The following is a 26,257-nucleotide window of genomic DNA, read 5'->3' as shown; positions in this document are numbered from 1 at the left end:
AAGCGCAGGCGTCGGCTACAATAGGCCGTTGATTCAATAGCCAAGACCCCCACATGTCCTCCGCGTTCGGCGCCGAAACGGTGCTCGATGTCCGTCACTGGACGGACGCCTACTTCAGCTTCACCACCACCCGCGACGACGGTTTCCGCTTCGAGAACGGCCAGTTCGTGATGATCGGCCTGGAAGTCGAGGGCAAGCCGCTGCTGCGCGCCTATTCGATCGCGAGCGCCAACTGGGAAGAGCAGTTGGAGTTCTTCAGCATCAAGGTGGCCAACGGCCCCCTGACCTCGCGCCTGCAGCACATCAAGCCCGGCGACCGCGTGCTGATCGGCCGCAAGCCCACCGGCACCCTGCTGATCAGCGACCTGCACCCCGGCCGCAACCTGTATCTGCTCGGCACCGGCACCGGCCTGGCGCCCTGGCTCTCGGTGATCAAGGACCCGGAGACCTACGAGCGCTTCGACAAGGTCGTCCTGACCCACGGCGTGCGCAGTGTGGAAGACCTCGCGTACCGCGACTACTTCGAGAAGGAACTGCCGCAACACGAGTTCCTCGGCGAGACCATCCGCGAGAAGCTGCTGTACTACCCGGCGGTCACCCGCGAGGACTTCCCGAACCGCGGCCGCCTAACCGACCTGATGGCCAGCGGCGAGATGATGAAGACGCTCGACATCGAGGCACTGGACCCCGAACACGACCGCGCCATGATCTGCGGCAGCCCGCAGATGCTGGCCGATTTCCGTGCGCTGCTGGACGGCCGCGGCTTCACCGCCGCGCCGCGCATCGGCACCGCGGGCCAGTACGTGTTCGAACGCGCTTTCGTCGAGAAATAGACCCGGCCCGGGACCACCGCCCGGTCGCCACAGGTGCTACGCTCGCCCGCAACGTCCTGGGGAGGACAAGCGAATGATGCGTAGCCTGTGGCTGGCGGCCCTGCTGGCCGTGACGACGTGTGCCCATGCCGCCGAACCGGTGAAGCAGCCCGGGATAGGGGAAACGCCCCCGCCCATCGGCCTGAAGGATCGCGAAGGAAACACCATCGACCTGGCCGCGTTGCAGGGCAAGGTGGTCGTGGTGACGTTCTGGGCGTCCTGGTGCGGGCCATGCCGGCGTGAGCTGCCGATGCTGGGCCGGGTCCAGGAGATCGTCGGCCGCGAGCACCTGGAAGTCATCGCGGTGAACTTCAAGGAGCCGCGCCGCGACTTCAATGCCGTGATCCGCGCGAACAAGGGCCTGAAGGTCACTTACGTGCACGACGAACGGGGCGTGGTCAGCGACCGCTATGGCGTCACCGCCCTGCCCAACATGTTCATTATCGGCCAGGATGGCGTGATCGCGCAGACCCACCGCGGCTACTCGGAGGATGTGCTGCAATCCTTCACCCAAGAGCTCCTCGATCTGCTGCCGGAAGAAGCGCTGCAACGCGAAGTCGAAAAGCCCGCTGCGCAGGGCTGACGGGCGGGACTAGCCGCCCCCGTAGCGAAGCCAGATCACGGCGGCGGCCTCGTCGCCGAAGATCTGCGCATGGAACCCGTGCTCGTTGGCCAGCAGCCCGGCGAACTCCACCTGCGGGATCTGCTGGGTGTGGCGCTCGACATAGGCGATCCGCACGGCCTCCATGCCCTGCCCCTGCATCGCCTGCACGAATTCCAGCAGCTGGCCCGGCGGCGGCGGCTCTCCCTCCATGTCGTCCACCACCAGCAGGCCCTTGGGCCGGACACGGCGGACTTCTTCGGCGATGGTGCGCCAGCATGCGAGCGTCGTATCCAGCGTTCCGTTGATGCCCGTCGCCCAGGCACGCAGGCCATAGTCCACCGTGACGAACTCGATATGGAACAACGGGCCGTCGCCAGTGCCGGGCACGGGGTTCACGCGAGCGCGGAGCGGATGTCGCCGGCAAGGGATTCCGGCGTGTCGGTCGGCGCATAACGCTTGATCACGCCGCCATCGCGACCGACCAGGAACTTGCTGAAATTCCACTTGATCGCGCCGATGCCCAGCAGCCCGCTCTTCTCCTTCTTCAACCACTTCCACAGCGGATGCGCAGCGTCGCCGTTCACGTCGATCTTGGCGAACATCGGGAACGTCACGTCGTAGTTGAGCGAACAGAAGTTGCGGATTTCCGTTTCGTCGCCCGGCTCCTGGTGACCGAACTGGTCGCAGGGAAAACCCAGCACCACGAGCCCCTGCGGGCCGAACTCGCGCCACAGCGCCTCCAGCCCGGTGTACTGGGGCGTGAAGCCGCACTTGGACGCGACATTGACGATCAACAGCGCCTTGCCCTGGTACTCCGAGAGCGAGCGCTCGTGGCCATCGATGTCCTGGGCGGAAAAGTCGTAGGCAGTGGTCATGCGCGGTCTCCGGGAAAGGCGCTATCAGACACCGCCGGCGCGCGCGGGGCAAGGCATCGTGCAGGGAGCCCGATGATCGGCTAACGTGGCTGCGCACCGGATCCAGGACGCTGCCCATGCAAGAAGCCGCCGATCCCGCCAGCCACGCCAACCTCTACATCCATGTCCGCATCCTGCTGGGCATGATCGTCGGCCTGGGACTGACCCACCTGCTGCGCCATGCGGCGCGCATCGTCGAGCGCCCGCGCGCGCATCCCGTCTACGGGGTGCACCTGGTCTGGGCGGCCTTCATGTTCGTCTACCTGCTGCATTTCTGGTGGTGGGAGTTCAGCCTGTCCCACCAGGCGCACTGGAACTTCAACCTGTACCTCTACGTCACCCTCTACGCCCTGCTGCTCTATCTGCTGTGCGCGCTGGTGTTTCCCGAATCGCTGCCGGAAGGCGCCGGGTATCGCGACTATTACTACGGGCGCAAGCACTGGTTCTTCGGCCTGCTCGCGCTGATGTTCGTCGTCGACGCCGGAGACACGCTGATCAAGGGCCCCGCGTACGCACACCAGCTGGGTACGGAATACTGGGTGCGGAATGCCATGTACATCGCCGGCAGTGCGGCGGCGATCGTCACGCGCAATCCCCGCTTCCACGGCGTCTTCGCCGTGGCCGCACTGCTGTACGAATTGAGCTGGATCTGGCGGCGCTACGAGAATCTGGCGTAGCGCCGCCGCACCGCGCCTGCACCCGCCGGGTCAGCGCGCCGGCTGTACCTTGACCGGCGCGGAGAACGGCGCGATGCCCAGCGCTTCGTGGATCTCGGCCGGGTAGTACGCCTGCCCGCCCTTGATCACCAGGGCCAGCTTGCGTACGTCGGCGATGTTCGTCGTCGGGTCGCCGTCCACCAGCACCAGGTCGGCGCGCTTGCCCGGCGTGATCGAGCCGGCATCCTCCAGCGTGCGGGTGTACTTGGCGCCGTTCCAGGTGGCCACCTGGAGCACCTGCGCCGGCGTCAGCCCGGCCTGCACATACAGTTCCAGCTCCCGCTGCAGGGTGAAGCCCGGCAGTTCGTCGGTGCCTGCGACGATCGGCACGCCGGCCCGGTACATGCGCCCGGTGAAGTCCACCAGCTTGTCGAAGCTGCGCTTGTAGCGCGCACCGGTCTCGTCGTCCTTGATGTCCATCTCGGCCGCACGCCGGCCGCGCTGGACGTCCGGCGGCAGGTGGTCGGCGACATCCGCGACGATCGGCGACAACTGCCCTTCGCGCTGGTGGATGAACTCGAACGTCGCCAAGGTCGGATCGATGACGATCTGCTTCTTCGCCAGTTCCGCGATGAAGTCCTGCACCGGCTTGCTGTCGAAATCCAGGCCATCGGTCTTGTCCGCGACCAGGTAGAAGCGCGAAAGCGTGCGCGTGTCGGTCTCCGGCGTGACGAAGAAGTTCAGCATCACCTGGTTGATGTGCTGGATCTCGTCGTAGCCCTGCTCCACCACGTCCTGCGCGCGCAGGAAGGCCGGCACGTGGCCGCTGACCCGCAGGCCTCGTTGGTGCGCGTAAGCCGTCGTGTCGCGCAGGATCTCCTTCGGAAACGAGTTGTAGATCTTGATCTGGGGATAGCCGTGGTCGGCGTACCAATCGATGGCCTGCTTCGCCCCGGCCAGGTCCTTCACGACGAATCCGCCTTGCGACGAATGCGGGCTCTGCCCCTCGATGTAGCCGGCCGGAATCACCCGCGGATGCATCAGCGTACCGGCCTTCTCTTCCGCCATGAGCTGTTGCAGCGTCGCGTTGTCGTTGCCCATGTCGCGCGCGCTGGTGACGCCTGCCGCCAGATGCAGGCCACCCTCCCAACTGCCCGCGTGCACGTGCATGTCGTACAGGCCGGGCAGCAGCACGCGGTTGGCCGCGTCCACCACGTTGTCGGCCGCGACCCTCGATTGCCCCACCGGCGACACCGACAGGATCCTGCCATCGCGCACCACGACGTCCGCCGCGGCACCGAGGACGGCCTTCTCGCTGTCGAATATGCGCGCGTTGCGGATCAGCGTGGTGCCCGGCAGGGGATGCGCCAGGCGCTGCTGCATCGCGACCAGCGCTTCGCGTTCGGCGACCTTCTGACGCGCTTCCAGCGTGTTGGCGGTGCCCTGCCAACCGTCTTCGATCAGTTGCAGGAAACCGGGATAGATGTAGGCGAACATGCGCGGCTCGGCGTCCCGCGTCACCCACACGAACGACGGCGTGAACCCGATGCCGGTCAACGCCAGCAGATCGACGGTGCGCGATCGATCGCCGCTGCGGATGTCCAGCGACGCGATCTTGCGCTGCGTCAGCGTGCCACTCGGCACCAGCGGCAGCCTGCCGTCCGGTCGCTTTGCGAGGGCCGCCAGGGTGACGGACATGGTCGCGGGCGTGCCGCCCAGCGGCGCATAGAGGGCAGTCCCGGTGAAGGTGTGGGTGCCGGCATCCGAGGTGCTCTTCCATTGTCCGCGGTCGCCGTCGCGGATGAAGGTTTCATCGACCGGTGCGCCGAACGTCGATACCCCCTTCACCTGGTAGCGCTGGAACGTGCCGTCCGCCGCGAGGCGGTACTCCTCCTTCAGTTCCGGCCCGCGTCCGTTGTCCTTGAAGATGAAGTCCACCCGCGTGACGCCGTCGTCGCCGGTGGTGACCGTCTGTTCGCCCGCCTTCTTGCCGCCATCCACCAGCGCGACGTACTTCAGGGTCTCGGCGGCCATCGCCGAAGGCGCGAGCAGCAGCGCGCAGCAGAATGCAAGGACAGGCTTCACAGGACTCTCCGTCAAGGGGCGCTCGGCGCATTCTGCCGCAGATTGAAGGGCTTTCCGGGGGCACGCCCATGCCTTTCGTCATGGGTCCGGCCTGCACCCCTGGGTTACCCTTGGATATCTACCCTGTCAGGACGTCGTGCTTCATGACCACCCGCCTCGCTATCGCGCTCGCCGCGACCCTCGGACTCGCCATGCCCGCCTACAGCCAGGCCGCCACGCCGGCCACCCAGACCGCCCAGGCCGCCAATCCCTTCTTCGCGGAAAGCACGCTGCCGCTGCACTATCCGCAGTTCGACAAGATCAAGGACAGCGACTTCGCGCCCGCCTTCGACGCCGGCATGGCCGAGCAGCTGAAGGAAATGGACGCCATCGCCAACAACCCGGCCGCGCCCACGTTCGAAAACACCATCATCGCGATGGAGAAGAGCGGCCAGGTGCTGGACCGCGCCACCACCGTGTTCTTCAACCTGGTGGGCACCGACACCAATGACGCGCGCAACAAGCTGCGCGCCGACTACTCGGCCAAGTTCGCCGCCCACGGCGATGCCATCAGCCTGAATCCGAAGCTGTTCACCCGCATCAAGGCGCTGTTCGACAAGCGCAACGACCTGGGCCTGGACGCGGAAGGCGTGCGCCTGATCGAGCGCTACCACACCAGCTTCGTGCGCTCGGGCGCCAACCTCAACGACGCCGACAAGGCGACGCTGAAGACGATGAACGGCGAACTGGCCTCGCTGGCCACCACCTTCAGCGACAACGTGCTGAAGGACGTGAACGCCTCGGCCGTGGTCGTGGATGACGTGAAGCAGCTCGACGGCCTGACCGAAGCGCAGATCGCCACCGCCGCCGAAGTCGCCAAGAAGCGCGGCCTGGAAGGCAAGTACGTCCTGACCCTGCTGAACACCACCGGCCAACCGCCGGAATCGCAGCTGACCAACCGCGCCCTGCGCCAGCGCCTGCACGAGGCCTCGGTCGCGCGCGGCAGCCATGGCGGCGAGTTCGACACCACCGCGCTGGTCTCGCGCATCATGAAGCTGCGCGCCAACCGCGCGAAGCTGCTTGGCTACCCCAACCATGCCGCCTACGGCCTGGAAGACCAGACCGCGCGCACGCCGGAAGCCGTCAACGCGATGCTGGGCAAGCTGGCACCGGCCGCCGTGGCCAATGCCAAGCGCGAAGCCGCCGACCTGCAGGCGATGATCGACCAGGAACAGAAGGCCAAGGGCCAGCCGACCTTCGCGCTCGAGCCGTGGGACTGGGCGTTCTATTCCGAGAAGGTCCGCGCCGCGAAGTACAACTTCGACGAATCGCAGCTCAAGCCGTACTTCGAGATGAAGAACGTGCTGGAGAACGGCGTGTTCTTCGCCGCCAACCAGCTGTACGGCCTGACGTTCAAGGAACGCACCGACCTGCCGAAGTACCACGCCGACACCTGGACCTACGACGTGTTCAACGCCGACGGCTCGCAGCTGGCGATCTTCATCTTCGACCCGTATGCGCGCGACTCCAAGCGCGGCGGTGCGTGGATGAACTCGTACGTGTCGCAGTCCGGCCTGAGCGGCGACAAGCCGGTCGTCGCCAACCACCTCAACGTGCCCAAGCCGCCGGCCGGCGAGCCGACGTTGATGACGTGGGACGAAGTGACCACCACGTTCCACGAGTTCGGCCACGCGCTGCACGGCATGTTCTCCGACGTGAAGTACCCGTACTTCAGCGGCACCAGCGTGCCGCGGGACTTCGTGGAGTACCCGTCGCAGGTCAACGAGATGTGGGCCGACTGGCCGTCGATCCTGGCCAACTACGCCAAGCACTACAAGACCGGCGAGCCGCTGCCGCAGGCGCTGCTGGACAAGGTGATCGCCGCTTCCAGGTTCAACGAAGGCTTCAAGACCACCGAATACCTGGGCGCGGCCATGCTGGACCAGCGCTGGCACCAGATCACCGCCGACCAGGTGCCTGACGCGGCCGGCGTGATGAAGTTCGAAGCCAACGCGCTGACCACCGACGGCATCAACTACAAGCCCGTGCCGCCGCGCTACAAGACGCCCTACTTCAGCCACATCATGGGCGGCTACTCGGCCGGTTACTACGCCTACATCTGGTCGGAAGTGCTCGACGCCAACAGCGTGGAATGGTTCAAGAGCCATGGCGGACTGAAGCGCGAGAACGGCGACCACTTCCGCAAGACCCTGCTCTCGCAGGGCGGCAGCCAGGATGCGATGAAGCTGTTCCGCGACTTCGCCGGCCACGATCCGAAGATCGAGCCGCTGCTGGAGAAGCGCGGCCTGACGGCACCGGCCGCTGCGCCGGCCGCCAAGCAGGTCAAGTAAGCGACTTCCTCGTCGCCCGCCACGCCACCTTCGGGTGGCGTGGTTTTTTTTGGGTTACGCGGCAGTCCGGTTGTCCACATCGCGTGTGGATGAGTGCTGCACGAATCTGTGGATAACCGTCGTGCGGCCTTGCAGGCCGGGGCTGTCAAGCGGGGTGGCGATTATTTCGCCACGCCAACGCGTCGCATCACTCGTCGAAGGCCTGGGCCAGTGCGGCGTACGCCTTGCGTTGCTCGTCGGTCTCCGCGCGCGGCGCGGTGATCTCCAGTTCGACGATCTGGTCGCCCGGCGGGGTTCCCGGCAGACCGCGGCCGCGCAGGCGCAGCTTGCGGCCGGAATCCGAATCCGGCGGGATCTTCAACTCGACCGCGCCTCCCAGCGTCGGCACGCTGACCGAAGCGCCGAGCGCGGCCTGCCACGGCGTCAGCGACAGCACGTGGATGATGTTGCGGCCGTCCACCTCGAACTGCGGATGCGGCGCGTACTCCACCTCCAGCAGCAGGTTGCCGCCCTGGCTGCCCTGCCCGGCCAGCCGGATCACCTGCCCCGGCTTCACGCCGGTGGGCACCCTGACATCGAGCTGGCGCCCGTTGACGTTCACCCGCACGCTGCCGCCGTCGTGGACCGCCTGCAACGGCACCGCGAGCTTGGCGCGCGAATCGCGCGGCCCCTGCGGCCCGCGCGGCGCAGCCTGCTCCGCGCGCCCGCGACGACCGAACAGGCCTTCGAAGAAATCGCTGAATCCGGCACCGCCACCGCCGCCGCCCGCACCGCCGAAGATCTCTTCGAAATCGAAATCCTGCGCGCCCGGTCCACCGCGCCCGAAGTCCGGGGGCGGACGGAATTCTTCGCCGGGACGGTAGCCGCGCGCGCGCAACTGGTCGTAGGCGGCGCGCTTCTGCGGATCGCGCAGCGCCTCGTAGGCCTCGTTCACGGCCTTGAACTGGTCCTCGGCACCGGCTTCCTTGCTGACGTCCGGGTGGTACTTGCGGGCCAGCCGCCGGTAGGCGGTCTTGATCTCGGCGTCGCCGGCCGAAGGTTCCACGCCCAGTACCGCGTAATAGTCTTTGAACTGCATGCGAACTCCGCCGTTGCCGTAAGCGGCCCGCACCGGGGCGCCACGCCGCAATTCTAATCGCCCGCAGTGCCGGCCGCGCGGAGGCCGTGGAGTCACGGCGGCATGACGCCGGCGCGCTACACTGGCCCGCATATTCCCCTACAAGGCAGTCCGATGAGCATCCAGGTTGGCGAGCGCATTCCCGAAGTGACCCTCAAGCGCATCCGCGAGGGCGTGGAGACCGTGGACACCATCGCCCTGTTCGACGGCCGCAAGGCGGTGCTGTTCGCCGTGCCCGGCGCATTCACCCCGACCTGCTCCGAGAAGCACCTGCCCAGCTACGTGCAGCACTTCGACGAGTTCCGCAAGCGCGGCATCGAGGTGTTCTGCGTATCGGTGAACGATCCCTTCGTCATGCAGGCCTGGGGCAAGACCCAGCATGTGCCCGATGGCCTGCAGATGCTCGCCGACGGCAATGCCGACCTGGCGAAGGCCCTGGGCCTGGAGATGGACGCCAGCGCATACGGCATGGGCGTCCGCGCCAAGCGCTTTGCGCTGTACGCGGAGGACGGCGTGGTGAAGCACGTCTTCGTCGAAGCTCCCGGCGAGTACAAGGTATCCGGCGCCGAGCACATGCTGGAACAGCTCGGCTGACGCATGCGCCGTCGCGACCGGTCGCATGATGCCTTCAGGACGCTGGTCGCGGCACAGGTCAGCGTACCGCGGCTTCAGATGAGCCTGCTGGTGCTGCTGACCGCGGCCACCGGCTTCCTCGCGTCCGTGGCGTTGTCCGCGATCGGCATGGACGCGCTCTGGCTGCGTTACCCGTTGTGCGTGATGTTCGCCTATGGCGCGTTTCTCTGCCTGGTCTGGGCATGGCGCCGACATCGGGAATGGGATCTGAGCGACTTGCCGGCCGGCAGCGATGGTTCTTCACCCGCCTCCACGGGACGTAGCGATTGGCAAGGGCACGGCGGCGGTTCCGGCGGCGGCGGTGCGAGCGCATCGTTCGATGCACCGGCGACGCATGCATCGCTGGCATCCTTCGATCCAATGCCGGTTCCGGTGGAATTGCCGTCGCTGGACCACGCCCTCGATGCCGACGAGTCGCTGCCCGTCATCCTGGTGATGGTGGTGCTGGGGGGCGCGCTTTTCGCGGTGGGCTGGGTGATCTGGATCGCACCCGCCCTGCTGGCGGAGCTTGCCCTGGACGCGGTTCTGTCGGCGGGACTCTACCGGCGCCTGAAACGTCCCGCCCCCGGCGCCCATTGGCTTTCCACCACGCTGCGACACACGGGAAAGCCGTTCGTCGTGGCTACGCTCTCCCTGCTTGTCGCAGGCGCCGTGATGGGCCTGCTGGTGCCGGACGCCACCTCGTTGAGCGAGTTCCTCGCCCACTACCGCTGATTTCTCAGCGCAACACCTCGAACCGTACCCGCGTCCACGCGCCGCTTCCGGCCAGCGCGGTGAGCTGGTGTTCGCCGGCTTCGTCGAACTCCCGCTGGAATGGCTGATTCCCCTGCGTTTCGGCGATCCATCGGCCATCCAGCAACCACTGGATGCGCGATTCCGTTCCCAGCGCACGCAGCTGCAAACGAACACCGTGCGGACTGCCCGGCGCGCGGGCCAGCGTGGCGCGATCGTTGAGTCCTTCGATGCGCAGTTCCTCGCTGGCATCGCGGCCGTCGGGTTGGCAATCCGGCGACAGCGCCGGCAGGCGCGACGCCGCGCGCGTCTGCGCCGGCAGCCAGGGCGAGGCGAGCGCCGGCCAGCGCGCGACTTCGGCGCTGCGCACGTCGTGCGGTCGCAAACAGTCGGCGGACAGACGCAGCCCGCTACGCGCATCGATGTCGAAACGCTCGCGACCGACACTCCACAACCGCGCATCGCGCTCGGCGAACGTGGGCGGCACGTTGCCGCCCAGCGTCCACGCTTCGCGCCTGCGCTGGCACAGCGACGGCGCATCGGCTTCCGGCGGCAGGCCCAACGGCCAGCAGATGTCGATCGCGGCGACGTCGGCGGGACGGGGCCGGGGTTCTGCGTCGCCACGCGCGCGGGGCAGGCTGTCGATCACTTCGAACATCAGCGGCAACGCGGTGACCGCCCCGTATTGCCCGGGCAACGGCGTGCCATCGGGTCGCCCCACCCACACCCCGACGGTATAGCGGCGCGTGCCGCCCAGTGCCCAGGCATCGCGGAAGCCATAGCTGGTGCCGGTCTTCCACGCGACTCGGGGACGATTGCCGGTATCCAGCACGCCGATGCCATAGCCCGGTCGCGGGTGCGCTTCCAGGATTTCACGGATGATCCATGCCGCACCGGGCGACAGCAGCCGGCGATCCGAAGACGGATCCTGTGCCGTGTAGCGCACGCGGCCCGACAGCCCTTCGCGGTTCAGCGCCGCATGCGCGCCCACCAGGTCCTCCAGGCGCGCGCCGGTGCCGCCCAGGATCAGCGACAGGTTGGGCTTCGCGCCACGCGGATAGCGCAACGCAAGGCCGTTGTTCGCCAGCCGTGCCGAGAAGCGATCCGGACCCACGCGGTCCAGCAGATCCACCGCGGGCACGTTGAGCGACAACCTCAGCGCATCCGCGGCGCTGACCGGCCCGTTGAACGCGGCATCGAAGTTGCCGGGACGATAGCCGTGGAACGATTGCGGCGCGTCCACCAGCAAGCTTTCGGAATGGATCAGGCCGTCATCCAGGGCGAGCCCGTAGAGGAAAGGCTTCAACGTCGAGCCCGGCGAACGCCACGCCTGGACCATGTCGACGTGGCCCAGCCGCTCGCGGTCGCCGAACGCGACCGATCCCACGTAAGCGCGCGCTTCCATCGTCGCGTTGTCGACCACCAGCAGCGCGGCCGATGTGCGCGGCGGCAGCGTGGAAAAGTAGCCCTGCACGCGCTCTTCCAGCGTCCGTTGCAGGCCGGCGTCGAGCGTGGACACGATCCGTGCCGCGCGCGGCTGCTGCCGCCGCAGCCGCTCCGCGAGCAGTGCTGCCTGCAAGGGGGGCTGCAACGCTCGCGCGACGACCGGCTCTATCCGTGCGTCTTCCACCTCCGCGGGCGACCAAACGCCGAGATCGGCCATGCGTTGCAGCACTTTGTCGCGCGCCGCCTGCGCCGCTTCGGGATGGCGATCGGGCCGCAACCGGCTGGGCGACTGGGGCAGCACCGCCAGCAGTGAGGCTTCGGCATGCGACAGCCGTGAGGCCGGCTTGCCGAGATAGGCCCAACTGGCGGCCTCGACGCCCTCGATGGTGCCACCGAACGGTGCACGCTCCAGGTAGAGCGTGAGGATTTCGCGCTTGGACAGGTGCGCTTCCAGCTGCACCGCCCGCAGCATCTGCTTGGCCTTGCCCCACGGCGTTCGGGAATGGCGATCCAGCATGCGCGCCACCTGCATGGTCAGCGTCGAGCCGCCGGAGACCACCCGCCCATGGCGAACGAACTGCCCGGCCGCACGCACCAGTGCCCAGGGATTGACGCCGGGATGCCGCCAGAACCAGCGGTCTTCGTAGTTCAGCAGTGCCTGCAAGTAGAGCGGCGACACCGTCTCGGGTGTCGCGGGATAGCGCCAGACGCCGTCGCGGTCGGCGAACGCACGCAGTGGCGTGCCATCGCGCGCAACGACCAGCGTGCTGGTGTCGCGCGTCTTCGGCAGCGGCGGTGGAAACGCCAAGTCCAGGGCCAGCAAGGACAACAGCACCCCCACCGTCGTCCAACGCAGCCAGGAAAGCCAGCGCAGCTGCCGACCGCCGTCATTCCAGCGCACGCTGGAATCCATTTTGCTCCTGCCCAACACCTTCATGACTGAGGATTCGCAGGATCAGGATGGGTCCCGGCGTCCGCCGGGATGACGGCCATGGATCGAACGCGTTATGGCTGCACCACCGTGATCGTCGCCGGCGAAGCCTTGCCCACGCCGCGGATATCCGGACGGTACATGTCCTCCACCAGCGACGGCGGCACGGTATAGGTGCCGGGCGTGACCGCACGCACGAGGTAGAACAGCTTCGCGGTGTCGCCACGGTCCAGCTTCAGTGCCGCCACGTAGCGGTCGTCGCGGAACTCCTCATGCTTGACGTCGGCGGCGCTGCCCCGATCACTGATCGCGATGCCGTCCACCACCACCTCGGCCCACTGCTTGGCATCGCCCAGGTTGAAGTTCTCGATCTCCAGGCCGGCCGGCAACAGGTCGGTGAACAAGGCATCGGGCATCGCTACGTTGGCGGTGATGCCCACGCGGACGATCAACGCTTCGCCTTCCTTCAGCGTGCCGCCCTTCCACTCCTGCCCGTCGGTCGTGTAGTACCGGCGCTCGACACCGATCTGGCGGCTGTCCGGCGCCGGTGCGCTGCGCGGGATGCCGGCCACGTCCAGCGAGGCGTACAGCGGTGGCGAGCCTTCGGGCACGAAGCGCACGCCACGGGCGAGCGCGGCGTGATCGACGCTCCGGCCGAACAGGCGCACTGGCGCGACGGTCTCCGCCTCGCCGCCGATGCTCCACCGGCCGGAGACCAGCTTCGCCTGGTCCACCATCAACGCCTTGCCCAGTCGGGCCAATGCCACCTGCTCCTGCGTGCTCAGCCACAGCCAGCCGCTGTTGCGGCGCGTATCCAGTTCGCGCCCCAGCGAGATCGCGCGGCGATCGTACTCGGGCTTGGCCAGCTTGCGTTCGTGCACCAGCGCGATCATCAACGCATCGTCGCGCAGCGTCGTGCCGTAGTCGCCCAGGTAGTCCGGCCGGTCGCCGGTCTTGGCGAAGCCTTCGGCGATCGCCTTGGCACCGCGGTTGCGGTCGCCCTGCAGCGTCAATGCGATGCCCAGGTGCACCAGCGGCAGGCCGGTCAGGGTCTTGCCGCGTTCGTTGTCGTACAGCGCGCGCAGGGTGCCGAGCGGTGCGCGGTTCACCCGCGCCAGCACATACCCCGCATAGGCCTGGTTGGCGAATTTCAGATGGTCGCGACGGTCGTAGCCGTAGAACTGCGCGCCACCGGCCAGCAGGTCCTCGTTGAGGCGGGTCAGCGCCTTCTGCAGCACGGCGTCCGGCACGGCGAACCCGCCTTCGCGCGCATCCAGCAGGAACTCGGCGATGTAGGGCGTCAGGCCGGGATTGACGTAGTCGTCATTGCCCCACATCGAGAAGTGGCCGTTCGCCACCTGCATCGAAGCCAGGCGGCCGAACGCGCCTTCCATGCGTTCGCGGCGCTTCTTGGCATCGAGGCCGTCGATGCCCAGCAGCTTGGCCGTCGCGTCGTCCAGCTCCAGCGCCGCATAGCCCTTGCTGGTCGTCTGTTCCGCGCAGCCGTACGGGTACTCCAGCGCGCCCTTCAACGCGCTGGCGAACGGTATCGGCGGCAATGCGCTGACCGTCATGCGCGCCGTCACCGAACCCGGCATCAACCCGTCGGCGAAGCCCGCGCCCATCTCCACCGGCGCCAGGCTGTCCAGCACCTGCGTGCGCGAGCGCAGCACGGCCGGCCAGCCCGCGCGCACGGGAACGTCGTAGCGACGGTCGACCTTGAAGCCGTTGCCCTCCACGCGCACGCGGACCTGTGCGGTGGTGTAGCCCTCGCCCGCCGTGACCGGGAACGTCAGCGTGCGCTTGGCATCGATGGCGAGATCGGTGCTGCGGTTGCCTTCGCCGATGTTGAGCGGCCCTTCGCCGTTGACCAGCACCTTGAACGCACCCGTCTTGCCGGTGAAGTTCTGCACGTCCAGGGTCACCGTGCTCTTGTCGCCGGGTGCGAGCACGCGCGGCAAACTGGCTTCGGCCACGATCGGCGCACGCACCACGGTCTCGCGGTCGCGGTTGCCGTAGCGCGTGTCGGAATAGACCAGCGCCGATACGCGCAGCGTGCCGTTGAAGTCGGGCACCTTCAGCGCGACGCGGGCATTGCCCTTGCCATCGAGCTTCACCGGCCCGGAGAACAGATCCACCGTCTGCACGCGCGCCGTGGGACGCTTGGCCTGCGGCAACGCTGCCAGCGCCATGTCGCCACCGAAGCGGATCTTGGCGCTGCCGCCTTCGAAGCTCTCGATCACGCGGCCGTAGATGTCGTACGCGTCCACGCCGAGGCGACGCTGGGCGAAGAACTGCGCGTTGGCGTCCGGCACCGGGAAGCGGGTGATGTTGAGGATGCCCACGTCCACCGCGGACACGGTGACATGCGCGGTCTGGCCCGCCAGTTCCGGCACGCTGACGCTCGCCCGCAGGTCCTGCTCCGGCCGCATCTGCTTGGGCACGGAGAGGCCGACGGCGACGCGACGGTCGCGACGGTCCATCGGCACATGCGCCACGCCCACGGCGCGGGCCGGGGTGATCTTGCTGGGCGCGGAACCGCCGCGGAACACCAGCGCGGTCACGTAGACGTCATGGCGCTCCCACTCCTTGGTCACCGGGATCGAGAAACTGCTGCCCGGCTTGGCGTCGATCGCCTGCACGTACAGCATGCGATCGGCTTCCACCATCAGCAGGCCCTTGCCTGCATGCGGCGGCGTGATGGTCACCTTCAGCGTGTCGCCAGCCTTGTAGCCGGTCTTGTCCAGCGCCAGCTTGACCTTGTCGGGACGCGCATCCAGGCCACGGTTCTGGTCGTCCCAGCTCCAGCCCGCGCGGAACGGATAGCGCGTGGTCAGGCCGGTGGCCGGATCGAACACCTCCAGCCGGTACTCGCCCCACTCCACGGGGAAATCCACCTTCGATGCACCGCTGCCGACATCCAGCGTGCGCGTGTCCTTGTTCTCGAACCGGCTCGTGAAATCGTAGTCCCAGCCGCCGTCCTCGTCGTAGTTCCAGTGGTAGTCGCGCAGTTCGCGCACCAGCGTGGCCTTCAGGCCCTTCGCGGGCTGCGGCTTGCCGGCGGCATCCACGCGCACCAGTTCGAAGGCGGCATTGGCGTTGGCGTCCGCGCCGTCCTTGTCGTCGAACAACGGACGGATGCCGACCAGCGCACCCGCCGGCCACAACACGCGCTTGAGCGTGCGGTTCACCGTGCGGCCGCCGGTTTCGTACACGCTGCCCGACACGATCGCGGCGATGGTGCTGCGTGGCTTGGCTTCAGCGGGCAGCGCGATGTCTTCCTGCAGCACGCCGTTCTCGGGCAGCGTGGCGTCGATGACGTCCTTGGCTTCCTTCGGCAGCTCCAACGTGGGATCGCCGAAGAAGTAGCCCGGCAACTGCGCCAGCGGATGCTGTTCCACCGCGACCGCCAGCTTTGCAGTGAAGCGGTTGCCGCTGGCCGGCGCGCCGTACAGGTACGCCGCAGTGGCCTTGAGCTTCAGCGGCTCGCCCGGCTTCAGCACAGGCTGCACCGCATCCAGGTCGAGCTTCATCCGTTCGGGCAGGAACTCTTCGATGCGCAGCGTCATGCCCTGCACGGCGTCCTTGCTCGCCGGGTCCGTGCGGAACTCCACCTGCCAACGACCGGTCGGCGCTTCCACCGGGATCGTCTGCTCGAAACTGAAATAGCCTTGCGCACCGGGTTGCAGGCGGGTCTCGCGGAACACCTTCCCGTCCGGTTGCTTGAGGCGCAGGAACACGGGCTGCCCACCCTGTTTCGGTGCAGGCACGGGCTTGCCGTCGTTGTCGCGCAGCAGCGCGGAGATACGCACCGTCTCACCGGGGCGATACAGATCACGACCCGACCAGGCGAACACGTCGAACCAGGCCTGCTCGCGTCCGGCCACGGCGAACTCGGACAGGTCGAGCGCCGGCTGGTTGAACGGCAGCATGGACACATCCTTGCCGCGCGTGGCGACCAGCACGTGGGCGGCGTCCAGCGTGTACTTCAGCAGCGCATTGCCGTTGCCGTCGGTCTTGCCGGCCAGCACGGCTTCACCACGCGCATCCAGCACCTTCAGCTCGACGCCGCCGATGGCCGAACCATCCTGCAGCGAAGCGGTGTGCACGAACAGCGTGTCCTTGTAGGCGCGTGTGTGCAGGCCGATGTCGCTGACGGTGAAGAAGGCGGTCTCGAACTCGCCGGCGAACTTGCCGGTGCGCTTCATCACCGCGAAGTACAGGCCCGGATCCTGGAGCTCGCGGATGTCCTGGATCGGCAGGTAGGTCAACACGCGCTCATTGGGCTTGCCGCCGAGCACGAAGCGATTGAGGTAGACGGGTTCGGCCAGGTCGCCGATCGGCGTGCTGTCGCCGTAGTCGCTGTCCAGGTCCCAGCTGCCGCGACGGCCGCCGCGCTGGTACTCGGCGAAGAACTTCGGCAGCTGCTTCCCGCTGACGCGCAGGAATTCCACGTCCACTTCCGGCACGTTGATCGACACCACCGGCAGGCCGCGGCTCTCGCGCGCCGGCAGCACGCTGCCCTGCGAGGCGAAGCCCACGGCCGGGTCCAGTTCGCCCGTATGCACCTTGCGCGTGTCGTCCTTGCCCAGGCGGGTGCCATCGGCAGCGGACAGGCCGGCTTTCAGGGTGACGTCGTAGTCCTTCGCCGCCTCGACCGACGGGAATCGCAGGATGAGGCCCTTGTCGTCCAGCACCCAGCTGCCCTTCACCGCCGCGCCGTTGGCGTCCTTCACCACCAGCAGGTCGTCGAAAGCCTGTGAGCTCACCAGCGGACGGCTGAACTCCAGGGCGATGGCGAGGTCGCCGTCGTGCTGGTCGGGATAGGCGCCGACCAGTGCGAAGCCTTCGACCTTGGCCGCCTCGGCCTTGATCGGTTCGCCGCTGGCTTCGGGCAGCTGTCCGGTTTCATTGCGCTTGCAACCGGCGACGGCCGTGGCGGCCAGCAAGGCAATAAAAAACGCGCGCACCCAGCGGCTGCGCGCGTTGTTCGTGTTCCGACGTACCGATCCCATGTGACATTCCCTGCCGTGGTCGTATCGGCAGTATAGAACGCAGGGATGAAAGCGGCGGGGTCACGCTCCGCGCGCTTTCATGCGGATCGGCGGTCAGGCCTCCGGCGGTGCCTCGGTGGCCTCCGGCGATGCCGGAACCGTCCCCGCGACGCCCTCCCCGGCCTCCTCCTCGTCCAGCGAGGCATCCAGGCGTTCCACCGCCTGCAAGGTCTCGCCGTCGGACAGGCGGATCAGGGTGACGCCCTGGGTGTTGCGACCCACCTGCGAGATTTCCGCCGCACGGGTACGCACCAGCGTGCCGCCATCGGAGATCAGCAGGACCTCATGGTGGTCGGACAACTGGATGGCGCCCACCAGGCGGCCGTTGCGCTCGGTGGTCTTCAGCGCGATCACGCCGCGCGTGCCGCGACCCTTGCGCGGATAGTCGCCCACGGGGGTGCGCTTGCCATAGCCACGTTCGCTGGCGGTCAGGATGTCGCCTTCGCCATCGACCACGACCAGGCTGACGACTTCGGAGCCCGCTTCGGGGATCGACGGCACGCCGTCCGTATCGCCGGCCTCGCCCTCGTCCTGCTCGCTCTCGACGTCCGCATCCACACCCTCGGCCAGGCGCATGCCACGCACGCCGGTCGCGGTACGGCCCATGGCGCGCACCAGCGCTTCGGAGAAGCGCACCGCGCGACCGTTGGACGCGAACAGCATGACGTCGCGCTCACCGTCGGTCAGGGCCACGCCGACCAGCGCATCGCCCTCGTCCAGGTTGATCGCGATCTTGCCGCGGGCCAGCTTGAACGCGAACTCGGTGAGCGGGGTTTTCTTGACCGTGCCGTTCCGGGTGGCGAAGAAGACGAACTTGCCTTCCTCGTAATCGCGCACGGGCACCACGGCCTGCACCTTCTCGCCGGGTTCCAGCGGGATCCAGTTGATGATCGGGCGGCCACGCGCGTTGGAACCGGCTTCCGGCAGCTGGTACACGGGCAGCCAGAACACCTTGCCGCTGCTGGTGAAGGTCAGCAGCGTGTCGTGCGTGTTGACCAGCCACAGCTGGTCGATGAAATCCTCTTCCTTGGTCGCCGCCGCGCTGCGGCCACGGCCACCGCGCTTCTGCGCGCGGTAGGCGCTGGCGGGCTGGCGCTTGGCGTAGCCGGCGTGCGACAGCGTGACCACCATGTCTTCCGGCGCGATCAGGTCGAGGATGTCGAGATCCTCTTCGCTGTGGCGGATCTCGCTGCGACGCTCGTCGCCGAACTCGGTCTTGACGTTCAGCAGCTCGTCGCGGATCACCTGCAGCAGCACGTCCGGGTTCTCGAGGATGCGGATCAGGCCGGAGATGACCTCCAGCAGCTGCCGGTATTCCTCGGTCAGCTTTTCCTGCTCCAGGCCGGTCAGGCGGTGCAGGCGCATTTCCAGGATCTGCGTGGCCTGCGCCTCGCTGAGCTGGTAGCGGCCATCGACGAAACCGATGGCGGCGGGCAGGTCTTCCGGACGCGACGCCTCGGCGCCGGCGGCGGCGAGCAGCGAACCCACCAGGCCCGGCTCCCAGGTCTTGGCGAGCATGCGCTCGCGCGCTTCCTGCGGATTGGCCGACGTCTTGATCAGCTCGATCATCTCGTCGATGTTCGCGAGCGCGACCGTCAGGCCTTCCAGGATGTGGGCGCGGTTGCGCGCCTTGCGCAGTTCGAAGATGGTCCGGCGGGTCACCACTTCGCGGCGGTGGCGGACGAAGGCTTCCAGCATCTGCTTCAGGTTGAGCAGCTGCGGACGGCCGTCGACCAAGGCGACCATGTTGATGCCGAACACCGATTCCATCGGCGTCTGCAGGTACAGGTTGTTGAGGACGACCTCGGCCGATTCGCCGCGCTTGACCTCGATGTAGATGCGCATGCCGTCCTTGTCGGACTCATCGCGCAGCTCGCTGATGCCTTCGAGCCTCTTTTCCTTCACCAGCTCGGCGATCTTCTCGATCAACCGCGCCTTGTTCACCTGGTACGGGATCTCGGTGACGATGATCGACTCGCGGCCGTTGTCGTCGTTGACCTCGATGTCGGCCTTGGCGCGCATGCGCACGCGGCCGCGGCCGGTGCGGTAGCCGGCGATGATGCCGGCGGTGCCGTTGATGATGCCGCCGGTGGGGAAATCCGGACCGGGGATGTACTGCATCAAGCCATCGACATCGAGCTCGGGATTGTCGATCAGCGCGATCAGGCCGTTGACCACTTCCGACAGGTTGTGCGGCGGGATGTTGGTGGCCATGCCCACCGCGATGCCGGCCGAACCGTTGACCAGCAGGTTCGGGAAGCGCGTCGGCAGGACCGTCGGCTCCTGTTCCTTCTCGTCGTAGTTGGGCTGGAAGTCGACGGTTTCCTTGTCGATGTCCGCCAGCAGCTCGTGGGTGAGCTTGGCCATGCGGGCTTCGGTGTAACGCATGGCGGCGGCGGAGTCGCCGTCGACCGAACCGAAGTTGCCCTGGCCATCGACCAGCATGTAGCGCAGCGAGAACGGCTGCGCCATGCGCACCAGTGTGTCGTAGACCGACTGGTCGCCGTGCGGGTGGTACTTACCGATCACGTCACCGACGATACGGGCGGACTTCACGTGCGGCTTGTTGGCGTGGTTGCCCAGTTCGTTCATCGCGAACAGGACGCGCCGGTGGACAGGCTTGAGGCCGTCGCGGACATCCGGAAGCGCGCGCCCCACGATCACGCTCATCGCGTAATCGAGATAGCTGCGACGCATCTCGTCTTCGAGGTTGACGGGGATGATTTCCTTGGCGGTATCGGCCATTCGGGTTCCGTGTTTCTCTGATTGTCTCGGGCCTGAATCCGGGCCAAAGCAGGCCTAGCCGACGAGGGTCGGCGAGGCAGCGACAGGCGGGGATTCCGGCGGGTTCTGCAACCTGCGGAGTGTATCACAACGGGCGTGCCAGACCGACCTTTTCAGCCCCAGAAACAAGCACTTATGGCGCTACGGACAGCGCATTCCAACGAATCGCCAGCAGTCGGACCGCCCGCATGCCCCGATGGCCGGGGCCGGACACGAAAAAGCCCGGCCGGGGCCGGGCTTTTCGCTGGAACTGGTGGGCGGTACAAGTTTCGAACTTGTGACCCCTGCCGTGTGAAAGCAGTGCTCTACCGCTGAGCTAACCGCCCGAATTCGTCGGGGCGCGCATGATAAACGGGGACCGGGGAGCGGGTCAACGCACCGGCCTCAGCGGTCCTTGGTGTCGCACAGGGCGCTGACCCGCCGCGGCGGCGCGAACGCGTCGCTGCGGGCATCGGCCCAGAAGTCCCGGAACACCGCATGCGCCGGCACCCGGTCCAGCAGTTCGCCCGGTTCCAGGAACCGATACAGCGACGCCAGCGACCGCACTTCGATCGGCGACACCCGGCGCAGGATGTGCTCCGGCCCCAGTTGCTGTGGGTGGTCCAGGCCCGCCGCGCACAGCATGTCGCGCAGCGCCTTCAGTGTGTTGTCGTGGAACTGCTGCACGCGCACCGACTTGTCGCCCACGTCCAGGTGCTTCCAGCGCTTCGGATCCTGGGTGGCGACGCCGGTCGGACAACGGTCGTTGTGGCAGCTCTGCGATTGGATGCAGCCCAGCGCGAACATGAACCCGCGGGCGGCGTTGCACCAGTCGGCACCCATGGCCATCGTGCGGGCGATGTCGAAGGCGCTGATGATCTTGCCGGCGGCGCCGATCCGGATACGGTCGCGCAGATTCAGGCCGACCAGCGTGTTGTGGACCAGCAACAGGGCCTCGTGCATCGGCACGCCCACATGGTCGATGAACTCCGCAGGCGCCGCGCCTGTGCCACCTTCCGCACCGTCCACCACGATGAAATCAGGCAGCAGGCCGGTCTCCTGCATGGCCTTGGCAATGCCGAACCATTCCCAGGGGTGGCCAATGGCCAGCTTGAAACCCGTCGGCTTGCCCCCCGACAGCTCGCGCAGGCGGGCGACGAACTGCAGCAACTCGATCGGCGTGGAGAAAGCGGAATGCTTCGCCGGCGACACACAGTCGTGCCCCATCGGTACGCCGCGGGTCGCGGAGATTTCGGCGCTGACCTTGGCCGCCGGCAGTACGCCGCCATGGCCAGGCTTGGCGCCCTGCGACAGCTTGAGTTCGATCATCTTCACCTGCGCCGAACCGGCGTTCTCGATGAAGCGCTCCTCGCTGAAGCGGCCCTGCTCGTCGCGGCAACCGAAGTAACCCGAGCCGATCTCCCAGACCAGGTCGCCGCCTTTCTCGCGATGGTAAGGCGAGATCGAGCCCTCCCCGGTGTCGTGGTAGAAACCACCGCGGCGCGCACCCTCGTTCAGCGCGCGCACCGCGTTCGCCGACAACGCGCCGAAGCTCATGGCGGAGATGTTGAACACGCTGGCCGAATACGGCTGCGCCGAACCCGCGCCGATCACCACGCGGAAATCATGCGAATCGACGTGGGTCGGCGCCATCGAATGGTTGATCCATTCGTAGTCCACGCTGTACACGTCCTGCTGGCTGCCGAACGGCACCACGTCCATCACGCCCTTGGCGCGCTGGTACACCAGCGAACGTTGCTGTCGCGAGAACGGCACTTCGGCCGTATCGCCTTCGATGAAGTACTGGCGGATCTCGGGACCGACGGACTCAAGCCCGTAACGGAAGTGCGCGAGCACGGGATAGTTGCGGCGCAGGGTGCTGCGTGTCTGCAGCACGTCCCACGTACCCAGCAGCGCCAGCGCACCGAAGAGCGCAACGCCCCACCAGGCCACCGGCCAGGACAACGCCAGCACCAACATGCAGGCCGTCAGCAGCACGACGACGGCATAGGCGAGGTAACGCTGCATCGGCAGTCTCCCGTGGGCCAGTGGCGATTCTAAGCCATGCCCTGCGACTGCACGCCGCAGGGGCCGCATGGCGCCACGCGCGGGTTGATCCGGATCAATGCCGGCGCCCGGATGCAGTGAGAGCGTGGCGGCACCACAACCAAGGGGAGACCGACATGCATCCGATCCTTCGCGAAATCCTGCTCGAGCCGGTGGGCTGGCTGGCCATCGGCGGCAGCATCGTCATGGTGGGCATCGCCTTCGCAGTGGCGATGTTCGTGCGCAAGAAAGTGCGCGAGGAAGAGAAGCGCCGGGGACGCTGACCGCATCGGCGAACTGGTGCCGGAGCCTCAACCGAAAGTAGCTTATATCCCATTGATTCAACTGGCATATCGTTGATTTCATGGCGGTTTTGACTCACTTTCTGACACACTTTCCGCAATGTATCCCGCCCCAGCAAGGGGCGGTCTTTCTCCACTCCTTATATATGCCTCGGCGATGGCTTCCCGGGGGCGGTTGCCAGGTTGCCCCTCTGCTGGGCATCGTTGGGCACCCGACAAGCGAGGCTCAAACGATGGATGACAAGGACAAGGACGACCAGGTCCCAGACATCGAGGAACTCTTCGAGGTTGTGCCGATTCAACCGATCGACCTCGACACCATGTTCCAGCACGTAGAGTCCAGCGTGGACTTTAGCGAGGATGAAGCTGACGAGTCGCAAATCGTCCTCGGTGAGTCGAACCTTGTAGTTTTCAAGGACTACATTAAACGGGCTCACGAGTATCGCCTTGCCTACGACAATGAGGCCGCGTGGTACTTCCTCTTACGAGCCGAAGCGATGATTCGCTTTCAGTGCGGCGTTCGCGAGGGCATCTTCAGGGCTAGCCAGCGGAAAAAGGCATCTGAGGAAGAGCTTGCTGCGAAGAAGGCAGAGGAACAGAAGAAGTTAGATGCACTTGTTGCCCACATGGAAGGCATCAAAGGAAAGTGGCACAACCGCGATGATTTCGACTTCGAACTGAAGAAACATGCTCGGTCGATCGACTTCACGCTAGGCCAGAAGAGAGAGAAGGCTGTCTACGCCGACGCTCGGATTACAGCGCTGCTGTCCAAGATATAGCCCGGGGCTTTACGGGCCCCGGGCCGATCAACCTAGTAGACACCACCCACACCGAAGGTGCGGGCTTTCGGAGGAGCCTTCATTCGGATGAAGAGATCCTCTTTGGTTAGGTAGCGAAGAGACTCTTCCAGGTACAACCACTTTTCATCGTCATCACGGGCCAGGTTGCCAAGGCCACAGCGTTCGTACGCTTCCTTCTTCTGGTTGCAGCTAAAGTATCCACCGCGACCCGCTGTGATCACCTTTTTCCAATGCTCACCAATGGCCGCAGCGATGGTGATGTCCTTGCACACCTTCTGCCCGTCCATAAGAACGGCGATGTGGATGTGGAAGCCCTTCTCCAGGCCGTACTCCATCTTCCAGACGTACCCGGTCAGTACCTTCTTGAAAGGTCCGTAACGGAGGAAGGACAACAGCTGGGCTCGATGGCCAACCGCCTCCGCGTAGGTGACATCGAGCGCATGGAACGAGCCGTCAGTGTGCGTGGACACGTAACCAACATCCAGGCGAATCGACAGGCTCTTGGACTTTGCCGATCGATGATCGCGCAGCAACTTACGCACCTGACTCCAGTTCGCCCGTTCCGTGCGGCGCATGTTGTCTAGGCGGCGCTTGAAGCCCTTGCTACGAGCCCATGCACGAACCTTGTCGACCGCTTTGTTCAACTCCTCCACGGTCTCGGAGTCCGGCCAGCCTACCCAGCCATAGAAGCGAGCAAAGTAGCGCTTGTAGAGAACGTACAGTGGATGAAAGCGATGCTTCGGGAAATGACGTTCGATCTCCCGTATGTCGTACTTCATGCACCAGCGAAGCTCCTGCCCGACTTTCGTTTCGTACGACCAGCAGAATGCCCTGTTGCCGCGGCGATAGAACAGCTTTTTGCGCGATCTGATTACTCCTCCCATCGCATGTACGATGGCTTTTTGGCAGTCCGCATACGTCTTAGCGTGCGTCACGGCCAGCTTGTTGTGACCCACAAAGATTGCTTCTAGATGATCTTGAGTTGTTACACGATTCTTCATGCTTACATTCGCTATATAACAACGTTCATTCCTAGGATCGACTGAGCAGTTGTCCCTAGCATTTGCGGGAGATCCTTGGGATTGAAGCGTTGAATTGAGGGGGTCTGGTGGGGATGGCTAGCCCCAGAATTAACACCGCCCGTCTTCACCTCCTTCCACCAAGAAGGACATGAAGAAGTCCCAACGCTCTTCGTCATAGAAGTTGCGTCCGCCCACCCGTACCACCGGGGGCATCTCCGGCTTGTAGTACTTGGAATCGGGGCGACGGTGCTCGCAGAAGGTGGAGCGCGAGACACCGTAGCGTTGCCGCGCTTCGCGCTCGGGGATGAGGCTGATTGGTCGTGTTCGTGGCCGGTCCATAGGCGGCTCCAAGTGAGTGGGAGCGCGACGCTATGGATCGATGTGCAGCCTGTCCGACGACTAATGCTTGAGTAATTCCTTACGTAAGGCAGGCTCAATAGGATCAAAGGGTTACCGAGCCCCGGAGCCAAAAATCAGCACCCCCGGAACCAAAAAAGTTGGTTCCGGGGGGGGCTTATGCAGCCCTGCTGGGCCTCAATCTGCGCCGGCCTAGCCGGGGTCGAAGGGGTTGCGGCCGCCCTTGGAGACGAGAAGGCCGAGGAGGAAGGTCACTGCGAACGCGGCCAGGTGTTCGAGTACGGATTGCTTGGGGAGGTTCACAACAGCTCCTGTTCTAGGGGCCGGATTGCCCGGCCTGGAGTCGAGAGCGGGACTGCTCTCACTGTCGTGGTATGGGTTTGAAACTCGATTGGTTCGGTACTGGGCTGCCTGGAAGTAGACATCAGGACAGGAACAACTTGATTGACTGAGGGTCGGACCCCAAAACTGCGTGAACCTACCGTCTCAGGGACTCAGAATGTCCATCCCAGTTTCCGTTTTTTCCGTCGGTACGTTTAGTGCCATGCCTGCAGGCTCACTGTTTCAGCACCACGACCAGTGGTACTTGAAGAGCAAGGTTACGGCCGCAGACATGCCCCGCACGCAGACGGCTATTGCGGTGGCCCTTACGGGCCCGAAAGCAGGCCGATGGCTACGGGAGGAATCGATTCCTAAGTTTGAGTTCCTGACAATCGAGCCGGATCGATGGCAAACCGAGATTGAGCCGAGCAGCTTCAAGCGCGGTCACCAAGCACCCCTGCTAGCCTTGGGCTTCAACAAGTCTGCTGAACCAGCAGTGCGCTGCCGCAAGGAGAGCGATTGGGGATGGGCCGGCCTCAATGGCGAAAACCACGATTCAACGATGACTGATACTGACCAAGTGCCATGGGCAGTAGAATGGAGCGTCGTTGTCGTCGACAATCAAGGAGCCGCATGGCACCTCTTTTTCGTCACCGACTCCGTGTCCGAAGTCACTAGTAGGAGTGGTTTGTGACGCGCAATCGTAGCAGCGAACTAACGTCCAAGTGCCCGTCGCCCCTGCTCGAGGGGCGCATGACGCGGCTGAGCGACCGTACTGGTCCCGCGCTGGGCGAGGGGAGCATGTGGCGCTTTGGCTGTCACATTCAAGCCAGAGGACTTCGCGAAGCGCTGTAGGGGTTGTCCTACATCGGCAATCGATTCGAAGTCGTCAGGCACCGTGTCCACTTTAATCACACGAGTGCTGAGACCCGAGGCGCTGGGCTGCAAGAGCTTGTTGTAGTCGAGCGCACTCCCCTGGCGCCTAGCAGACGGCGGCGCAGCAGCCTTGCCGTAGCGACTGCGCCATCGTGCGCACTCGTATGCTCGTGGACTATTCCTGGCATTGATCCACCGCTCGATGAACCGCTTCGCCTGGGCGACGCTTGCGGCCTTCGAGTGGAACTCCTTCTGCCACCACTTCAGCTTCGTGGTGCCGTCAGCCTTGATGGCCGCTACGCACGCGTAGTTCTGATAGAGGTTGGCTCCGCCGTCTGCGTTGTCTGACCAGCGATAGGATTGGGGAAGCGCCATGGGAGGATGTTCGGCCCATTG

General features: G+C 65.8%; 19 protein-coding genes and 1 tRNA gene. 9 read left to right on the top strand and 11 right to left on the bottom strand.

Annotated elements, in window-relative coordinates; all coding sequences use genetic code 11:
* Positions 1-53: 53 nt before the first annotated feature.
* Both ASD72_RS16325 and ASD72_RS16320 read left to right on the top strand, forming a co-directional pair.
* The gene (locus ASD72_RS16325; protein WP_056880993.1) at positions 54-833 is read left to right on the top strand and encodes a ferredoxin--NADP reductase; all 780 of its coding nucleotides are present in this window, start codon (positions 54-56) and stop codon (positions 831-833) included.
* A gap of 73 nt (positions 834-906) precedes the next feature.
* Complete coding sequence (locus ASD72_RS16320) at positions 907-1,455, top strand: TlpA disulfide reductase family protein (protein ID WP_056880992.1); 549 nt, start codon at positions 907-909, stop codon at positions 1,453-1,455.
* Positions 1,456-1,464: 9 nt separating this feature from the next.
* On the opposite strand, the gene ASD72_RS16315 is transcribed toward ASD72_RS16320, so the two are convergent.
* A complete protein-coding gene (locus ASD72_RS16315; RefSeq protein WP_056880991.1) occupies positions 1,465-1,872 on the bottom strand; it encodes a hypothetical protein in 408 nt (135 codons plus the stop codon).
* Positions 1,869-2,351 carry a glutathione peroxidase gene (locus ASD72_RS16310; protein WP_056880990.1) on the bottom strand — a complete coding sequence of 161 codons (483 nt, stop codon included), beginning with the start codon at positions 2,349-2,351 and terminating at the stop codon, positions 1,869-1,871. The genes ASD72_RS16315 and ASD72_RS16310 overlap by 4 nt, the downstream gene beginning before the upstream one ends.
* A 116-nt stretch (positions 2,352-2,467) precedes the next feature.
* Here ASD72_RS16310 and ASD72_RS16305 point away from each other — a divergent pair, with 116 nt between their 5' ends.
* Positions 2,468-3,067, top strand: a complete 600-nt coding sequence (locus ASD72_RS16305; RefSeq protein WP_056880989.1) for a hypothetical protein — start codon at positions 2,468-2,470, stop codon at positions 3,065-3,067.
* A gap of 30 nt (positions 3,068-3,097) precedes the next feature.
* Here the strand turns inward: ASD72_RS16305 and ASD72_RS16300 are convergent, their stop codons facing one another.
* Positions 3,098-5,131, bottom strand: a complete 2,034-nt coding sequence (locus ASD72_RS16300) for an amidohydrolase family protein (RefSeq protein ID WP_235578037.1) — start codon at positions 5,129-5,131, stop codon at positions 3,098-3,100.
* Positions 5,132-5,274: 143 nt separating this feature from the next.
* Between ASD72_RS16300 and ASD72_RS16295 the strand changes: the two genes are divergently transcribed.
* A complete protein-coding gene (locus ASD72_RS16295) occupies positions 5,275-7,461 on the top strand; it encodes a M3 family metallopeptidase (RefSeq protein WP_056880987.1) in 2,187 nt (728 codons plus the stop codon).
* Between the two features lie 187 nt (positions 7,462-7,648).
* Here ASD72_RS16295 and ASD72_RS16290 read toward each other — a convergent pair whose 3' ends face one another.
* Positions 7,649-8,539 carry a DnaJ C-terminal domain-containing protein gene (locus ASD72_RS16290; protein ID WP_056880986.1) on the bottom strand — a complete coding sequence of 297 codons (891 nt, stop codon included), beginning with the start codon at positions 8,537-8,539 and terminating at the stop codon, positions 7,649-7,651.
* 153 nt (positions 8,540-8,692) lie between these two features.
* On the opposite strand from ASD72_RS16290, the gene ASD72_RS16285 reads away from it, so the two are divergent.
* Together ASD72_RS16285 and ASD72_RS16280 are read left to right on the top strand one after the other, a co-directional pair.
* Entirely contained in the window at positions 8,693-9,172 is a 480-nt protein-coding gene (locus tag ASD72_RS16285) for a peroxiredoxin (protein WP_056880985.1), read from the top strand.
* Positions 9,173-9,175: 3 nt separating this feature from the next.
* On the top strand, positions 9,176-9,925 hold the full coding sequence (locus tag ASD72_RS16280; protein ID WP_056880984.1) for a hypothetical protein: 750 nt from the start codon (positions 9,176-9,178) through the stop codon (positions 9,923-9,925).
* A 4-nt stretch (positions 9,926-9,929) separates the two neighbouring features.
* On the opposite strand, the gene pbpC is transcribed toward ASD72_RS16280, so the two are convergent.
* The 5 genes from pbpC to ASD72_RS16255 form a co-directional block, all read right to left on the bottom strand.
* Positions 9,930-12,302 carry a penicillin-binding protein 1C gene (gene pbpC / locus ASD72_RS16275; protein ID WP_056880983.1) on the bottom strand — a complete coding sequence of 791 codons (2,373 nt, stop codon included), beginning with the start codon at positions 12,300-12,302 and terminating at the stop codon, positions 9,930-9,932.
* 92 nt (positions 12,303-12,394) lie between these two features.
* Entirely contained in the window at positions 12,395-17,335 is a 4,941-nt protein-coding gene (locus ASD72_RS16270) for an alpha-2-macroglobulin (RefSeq protein WP_056880982.1), read from the bottom strand.
* A gap of 93 nt (positions 17,336-17,428) precedes the next feature.
* The gene (gyrA, locus tag ASD72_RS16265) at positions 17,429-20,119 is read right to left on the bottom strand and encodes a DNA gyrase subunit A (protein ID WP_056880981.1); all 2,691 of its coding nucleotides are present in this window, start codon (positions 20,117-20,119) and stop codon (positions 17,429-17,431) included.
* Between the two features lie 290 nt (positions 20,120-20,409).
* A tRNA-Val gene (locus ASD72_RS16260) sits at positions 20,410-20,484 on the bottom strand.
* 58 nt (positions 20,485-20,542) lie between these two features.
* Positions 20,543-22,165, bottom strand: a complete 1,623-nt coding sequence (locus ASD72_RS16255; RefSeq protein WP_056880980.1) for a glutamate synthase-related protein — start codon at positions 22,163-22,165, stop codon at positions 20,543-20,545.
* A 155-nt stretch (positions 22,166-22,320) separates the two neighbouring features.
* Here ASD72_RS16255 and ASD72_RS21080 point away from each other — a divergent pair, with 155 nt between their 5' ends.
* Together ASD72_RS21080 and ASD72_RS16250 are read left to right on the top strand one after the other, a co-directional pair.
* A complete protein-coding gene (locus ASD72_RS21080; protein ID WP_155944702.1) occupies positions 22,321-22,467 on the top strand; it encodes a hypothetical protein in 147 nt (48 codons plus the stop codon).
* Between the two features lie 251 nt (positions 22,468-22,718).
* Complete coding sequence (locus ASD72_RS16250; RefSeq protein ID WP_056880979.1) at positions 22,719-23,264, top strand: hypothetical protein; 546 nt, start codon at positions 22,719-22,721, stop codon at positions 23,262-23,264.
* A gap of 32 nt (positions 23,265-23,296) precedes the next feature.
* On the opposite strand, the gene ASD72_RS16245 is transcribed toward ASD72_RS16250, so the two are convergent.
* Positions 23,297-24,286 (bottom strand): inovirus-type Gp2 protein, encoded by a 990-nt coding sequence (locus tag ASD72_RS16245; protein ID WP_081420393.1) that lies wholly within the window; start codon positions 24,284-24,286, stop codon positions 23,297-23,299.
* 877 nt (positions 24,287-25,163) lie between these two features.
* Between ASD72_RS16245 and ASD72_RS21075 the strand changes: the two genes are divergently transcribed.
* Positions 25,164-25,679 carry a hypothetical protein gene (locus tag ASD72_RS21075; RefSeq protein WP_155944701.1) on the top strand — a complete coding sequence of 172 codons (516 nt, stop codon included), beginning with the start codon at positions 25,164-25,166 and terminating at the stop codon, positions 25,677-25,679.
* 20 nt (positions 25,680-25,699) lie between these two features.
* Here the strand turns inward: ASD72_RS21075 and ASD72_RS21570 are convergent, their stop codons facing one another.
* Positions 25,700-26,236 carry a hypothetical protein gene (locus tag ASD72_RS21570; protein WP_235578036.1) on the bottom strand — a complete coding sequence of 179 codons (537 nt, stop codon included), beginning with the start codon at positions 26,234-26,236 and terminating at the stop codon, positions 25,700-25,702.
* Positions 26,237-26,257 lie beyond the last annotated feature (21 nt).

Origin of the sequence: Pseudoxanthomonas sp. Root630 (assembly GCF_001427585.1) — a bacterium.
In the GTDB taxonomy this organism is placed as follows: domain Bacteria; phylum Pseudomonadota; class Gammaproteobacteria; order Xanthomonadales; family Xanthomonadaceae; genus Pseudoxanthomonas_A.
Note: the sequence above shows the minus strand (reverse complement) of the source record. Positions and strands in the feature narration are given on the sequence as shown.

Bases quoted from the DNA above. Each gene is read 5' to 3' on its own strand.
- ASD72_RS21075 (WP_155944701.1), top strand. From the start codon at position 25,164: ATGTCCATCCCAGTTTCCGTTTTTTCCGTCGGTACGTTTAGTGCCATG.
- ASD72_RS21080 (WP_155944702.1), top strand. From the start codon at position 22,321: ATGCATCCGATCCTTCGCGAAATCCTGCTCGAGCCGGTGGGCTGGCTG.
- ASD72_RS16245 (WP_081420393.1), bottom strand. From the start codon at position 24,286: ATGAAGAATCGTGTAACAACTCAAGATCATCTAGAAGCAATCTTTGTG.
- ASD72_RS16295 (WP_056880987.1), top strand. From the start codon at position 5,275: ATGACCACCCGCCTCGCTATCGCGCTCGCCGCGACCCTCGGACTCGCC.
- ASD72_RS16310 (WP_056880990.1), bottom strand. From the start codon at position 2,351: ATGACCACTGCCTACGACTTTTCCGCCCAGGACATCGATGGCCACGAG.
- pbpC (WP_056880983.1), bottom strand. From the start codon at position 12,302: ATGGATTCCAGCGTGCGCTGGAATGACGGCGGTCGGCAGCTGCGCTGG.
- ASD72_RS16280 (WP_056880984.1), top strand. From the start codon at position 9,176: ATGCGCCGTCGCGACCGGTCGCATGATGCCTTCAGGACGCTGGTCGCG.
- ASD72_RS16250 (WP_056880979.1), top strand. From the start codon at position 22,719: ATGGATGACAAGGACAAGGACGACCAGGTCCCAGACATCGAGGAACTC.
- ASD72_RS21570 (WP_235578036.1), bottom strand. From the start codon at position 26,236: ATGGCGCTTCCCCAATCCTATCGCTGGTCAGACAACGCAGACGGCGGA.
- ASD72_RS16290 (WP_056880986.1), bottom strand. From the start codon at position 8,539: ATGCAGTTCAAAGACTATTACGCGGTACTGGGCGTGGAACCTTCGGCC.
- gyrA (WP_056880981.1), bottom strand. From the start codon at position 20,119: ATGGCCGATACCGCCAAGGAAATCATCCCCGTCAACCTCGAAGACGAG.
- ASD72_RS16305 (WP_056880989.1), top strand. From the start codon at position 2,468: ATGCAAGAAGCCGCCGATCCCGCCAGCCACGCCAACCTCTACATCCAT.
- ASD72_RS16285 (WP_056880985.1), top strand. From the start codon at position 8,693: ATGAGCATCCAGGTTGGCGAGCGCATTCCCGAAGTGACCCTCAAGCGC.
- ASD72_RS16255 (WP_056880980.1), bottom strand. From the start codon at position 22,165: ATGCAGCGTTACCTCGCCTATGCCGTCGTCGTGCTGCTGACGGCCTGC.
- ASD72_RS16320 (WP_056880992.1), top strand. From the start codon at position 907: ATGATGCGTAGCCTGTGGCTGGCGGCCCTGCTGGCCGTGACGACGTGT.
- ASD72_RS16270 (WP_056880982.1), bottom strand. From the start codon at position 17,335: ATGGGATCGGTACGTCGGAACACGAACAACGCGCGCAGCCGCTGGGTG.
- ASD72_RS16325 (WP_056880993.1), top strand. From the start codon at position 54: ATGTCCTCCGCGTTCGGCGCCGAAACGGTGCTCGATGTCCGTCACTGG.